2 protein-coding genes are annotated in these 4,608 nt (G+C 51.3%); both read right to left on the reverse strand.

What is annotated here, in order from left to right; genetic code table 11:
- Positions 1-3,878, reverse strand: a 3,878-nt coding sequence (locus PPL9_RS05815) for a beta-ketoacyl synthase N-terminal-like domain-containing protein (RefSeq protein ID WP_082596590.1), incomplete at its 3' end; no start/stop codon positions are given.
- Positions 3,875-4,608 (reverse strand): phosphopantetheine-binding protein (locus PPL9_RS05820; RefSeq protein ID WP_244273357.1); only part of this gene is annotated, 734 nt, incomplete at its 5' end. The genes PPL9_RS05815 and PPL9_RS05820, both read right to left, overlap by 4 nt.

The raw sequence follows: 4,608 nt of genomic DNA on the forward strand, positions 1-4,608 counted from the left end.
AGCCCATCATGTAGGCTTGCAACTGGGAGAGCACTCTCGGCCACCGGCAACGCAACCGCGGGCAACCGCGGTAAATCAGCCGCTTCCAGCAAGGTCGGATCCAGCGCCAATCCTTCAAGAATCGCAACATAGGATGCAAACATCTCATCCAGAATGCGCGCGTCAAATAACTCCTCAACTGCATCCCAGTTTAGATAAAGACACCCGTCTCGCTCCATAACCTGATGATCAAGCCAAACCTGCGGGGTCTGACTGATAGTGTAAAAATTATCAGCTCCCAGGGTGTCATTCGTCTCATCAGCCCAATCAACACTATCTTGATTAAGCAGACTGGTGAACACAACCGGGATCACGCTTTCCTGCGCTGAACCATTGCGTTTGGTCAGTCGCCGCGACACCTGCACACCACTGAACAACCGGTGATCAAGATCTTGCCAGATCTGACGTTGCACCTTTTGTGCTTTGTCGAGAAAGCTGCCATCACCACGGAAGTCGATTTCCATGATGTTTAACGTGGTGAAGTCTCCGATCACCTCTAGAATGTCGGGGTGCACAGTTGGGCGATTGAAGAGCGTGAGATTGATACAGAAATGCGGATCGCGGCTCCACCGCGCCAGAACACTAGCGAAGCAGCTCATCATAAGCCCGGTCATTGTCAGCGCATTCTGCGAAGCCAAGGACTGAAGTCGGGTGACAAAGGGACGATCGAGCACTTTGGTCCTGCGAACAAATTTCGGTGCCGTTAATGATGCTGGGGCTGTTTCCAGAGGCAGATCAGGTCCCATCGGCAGCGTTGGAATTCGCTCTTCCCAATAAGATTTAGCAGCTTGGAACGCCTCGCTTTCTTCCGCTTTCTTACTCGTCAGAACATGGTCGCGAAAACTAAACGACAATGCAGGTAAATCGATCTTGGGTTGCCGATAAAGATATGAAACTTCGCGCATAAAGAGCTCGATACTCCAGGCATCGGCAATCAGAAGATCAAAAGACACATGTAGCCGTGCTTGCCCGCTATCAACCGTCACAGCGCGAATATCGAAAAGCGGCCATTGACTACAATCCGTCACCTGATGGGACATTTTCGACCGCAGTCGTTTGGTCGCCGCTTGGAACGCACCCGAATTCCAATCATCCGCCGGAATGTCTTCAATCGTAAAGCGTGGAACTGACTCCAGTATCTGCTGGGTCCCGTCTTCTTTGATCACTGCACGCAACATTGGATGGCGTGCAATCACCTTGTTCACAGCATCCTTGAATTGGACGTGCGAGAAGTCAGGTAAATCGAACTCGAAATAGATGTGCGTGGCGACATCACCTAATGCCAATGAAGATTGACGCCCAACCCAATACGCCAATTGAACATCTGTCAGCGCGAAGGGTTTGTTAAGATTATCCGGTTCTTGCACGACCTCTTGAGGACTGAAGACTTTGTTCTGCGTAGCTTGTTGCTGACACGCAGAAGCAAGTCCCGCGACTGTTGGGGCCTCGAAAAAAGCGCTCATCGGAACGGTGACACCCAACCGTTCCTGAAGCAACGTGATCAAACGTGCTGCTAAAAGCGAATGCCCACCCAGTTCAAAGAAGTTGGCGTCTTCGTTCTCAAGTTCGGTTCCGAACACTTCTTCCCAAGTCTCCTTGACGCAATCGAAAACTCCTTGGCTGTCCATCTCTGCCATTTTTTGCGTCGAGCGATCCTTCGAGCTAAACTCCAAAGCATTGGAGTTGACGTCTGGCATCTCAATCCAAAAATCATTGCGAATGAACTCGGGCCGTGGGATCCTGATCCGGCGCGCACTTTGTGTACCAGGCCAGTTCTGCCAGTTGACTGGTACCCCGTGTGCCCAAGCCTGTCCGAAACTGCTGATGAGATCAGAATAAGAGGCCTGTCCTTCGAAGTGGTAGAAGGCTTGGTCCGTTTGCACATAGCCATTACTGCCAAATCCTAAAACGAACGGATTGGTAATCTCCAACTGCTGTGTGACGTCGCTTATCGTAGCGAACACACTGTCACCTGTTACCGGTACCCAGCCAGTCTCATTGCAGTAAAAGCATGGCCGCTCTTCAACTTGCCTCATCAAAAACGACCATAGCGCAGTAGCATCGTCTTTATTGCCTGCGAACAGCACTGCAGCTGGTGTGCACTCCAACTGGTCTAAAAACGCAAAGATAACAGACGTAGAGAAGGCGATGCGGCGCTCTGGCGTCCAGTTGGGATAATCTTTGAGCGAATGTTCAGTCACAAGCTCTGGCATTTGATCCAAAACTTCTGGCATGAGACGACACAAACTTATTACGCACTCATCGCTCAAAGCGGCATTAGGAGAAAGCAACAGAACGATCTGCTTTTCAGCAGACGCTATAACATCCGCATGGGTCAATGCATCGGCAATTGACTGGCCCTGCCTCCAAACCACTGCTTTGCGAAATGGGTCCGCTTCGCGACCGACACGTAGTGTGTGAGCAACATCACTGCGATCCAGAGTCCCTGCAGCACTAATCAAAGAGCGTTCGTATGTGCTGAACTGATCTTGATTGCGGGCCGATAGAACAAGCAGTTCTGGCTGTTCTTCAGCCATATCTTGGGGCGTGCTCTCGGGCGGATCGTAAGCTCTTAGGATCGCGTGCGCATTGTTTCCACCAAGTCCAAAGGAACTCACGCCCGCAATCCGCGGACGGTCTACGGGCCAATCGCATAGCTGGTCATTCACGTAAAACGGGGACCCATCCTGCATCAACTCCTGTGCAGGCGTCTCGAAATGCAAGCTTGGAAACAGCTTGCCTGACTTCAAAGACAATGCTGTCTTTATCAGGCCCGCTGCTCCCGCCGCCATTTCACAATGCCCAATGTTTGTCTTGACCGACCCCAGCCCGCAAGAGCCTGCTTCAATGGTCGCAGAGTTGGACTGTTGGAAAGCCTCATACAAAGCATCCAACTCAATACGGTCACCTAATGGCGTTCCACTTCCGTGTGCTTCGATATAGGTAATGTCTCGGGCATTGACATCTGCAACCTCCTGAGCCTCCATCAAGGCTCGGACCTGCCCGTTAACGGCAGGTGCCGTGTACCCAACGCGTTGCGCTCCGTCATTGTTTATCGCTGAGCCAGAAATAAGCGCAAAGATTTGGTCTCCATCTTGAACGGCATCTTCGGCACGCTTCAACAAAAGCGTTGCCACGCCGCTGCTGTAAACGGTGCCACTGGCATTGGCATCGAAGGCATGGATCGCCCCATCTTCTGACAAAAGGCCACCAGGTTGAAAATCATAATCTTTTTGGGAGGGCACTCGCAGCGAAACACCCCCCGAAATCGCCAGATCACATTGCCCACTGTTTAGGCTCTCACAAGCAAGATGGGTTGCGACGAGGGAGGTCGCACAACTAGCCTGAACGGTTACCGTTGGCCCAGTCAGGTCCAAACGATAAGCTATCTGCGATGTCAAATGATCTTTGTCATTACCGATCATTACTTGCAAATCACTCGAGTTTCGAACTTCACTCGAATGCCCCAGCAGATGGTAGAGCAAGTAATAGCTGGTGCTAACGCCCGAAAATATCCCGGTGGTCGGCTGGATGTGTTTTGGCGAATAACCAGCCATTTCCAGCATTTCCCAAACAGTCTCGAGAAACAGCCTTTGTTGAGGATCGGCGATGCGTGCTTCCTGATGAGTATAACCAAACCGATCGGCATCAAACGCCTTTAATCCGGGAACTGTGGCGTTCAAAATTACCCACCGTCCGCCGCCTTCAAGCTCTTGAACAACTGGGGCCAACATGTCTCTTCCATCACGAAGGCAGGCTTCAAACGCATCTAGCCCATCAATGCCGGGGAACCGGCAGTTCATGCCTATGATCGCGATGTCAGTATCGTTGAAGCTCATGGCTCATTCCTCGCCTTGACTGCACATTTCGCCTTTTGCGATGATCGGCGACGGCGACCAACTTCCTTACGTCGCTCGCCTCGTGTCTTCGCTTGCGCTTTGACTGATGTAATTTGATCGGACGGATCGGCATTGTTGGACAGGTGATCGGCAACTCGCCGAATGGTTCCAAGCCGAAACAGGTCGGTAATCTGGATTTCAGTATCAAACTGGCCTTCCAGCTGGCGATGGATCAAAACAATCTCGATCGATCCACCGCCTAGATCAAAGAAGTTGTCATCAAGCCCAACCCGATCTCGATTTAGAACATCAGCCACAATGTTCATGAGCTTCTTTTGGATCGCGTTCCCCGAAGACACCGTAGTGGTGGACAGCATCGTCTTTTCTTCAGTCTGGGTATGGGAGATTGCTTTGGCGGCAAGAGCTTTGCGATCCACTTTTCCATTCCTTGTTACAGGTAATGTCTCAATCGGTATTAGGGCGCGTGGGACCATGTAGACAGGTAACCGGTTACGCAGGTAATCCACCCAAGATCCCAAAACCTCTTTTGTGGGTATGCTTTGATTTTCAGGAGACACAAAGGCCATCAAACTTGCCTCTGTTGGAACCACCACCGCCTGGGCGATGTCTGGATGCCTTTCGAGGATTGTTTCGATTTCCCCCAGTTCAATTCTGTATCCGTTGACTTTGACCTGGGTATCTTTGCGGCCAAGGAACTCGATAAGACCCG

The sequence above is a fragment of the Pseudovibrio sp. POLY-S9 genome (genome assembly GCF_001431305.1).
Taxonomy (GTDB): domain Bacteria; phylum Pseudomonadota; class Alphaproteobacteria; order Rhizobiales; family Stappiaceae; genus Pseudovibrio.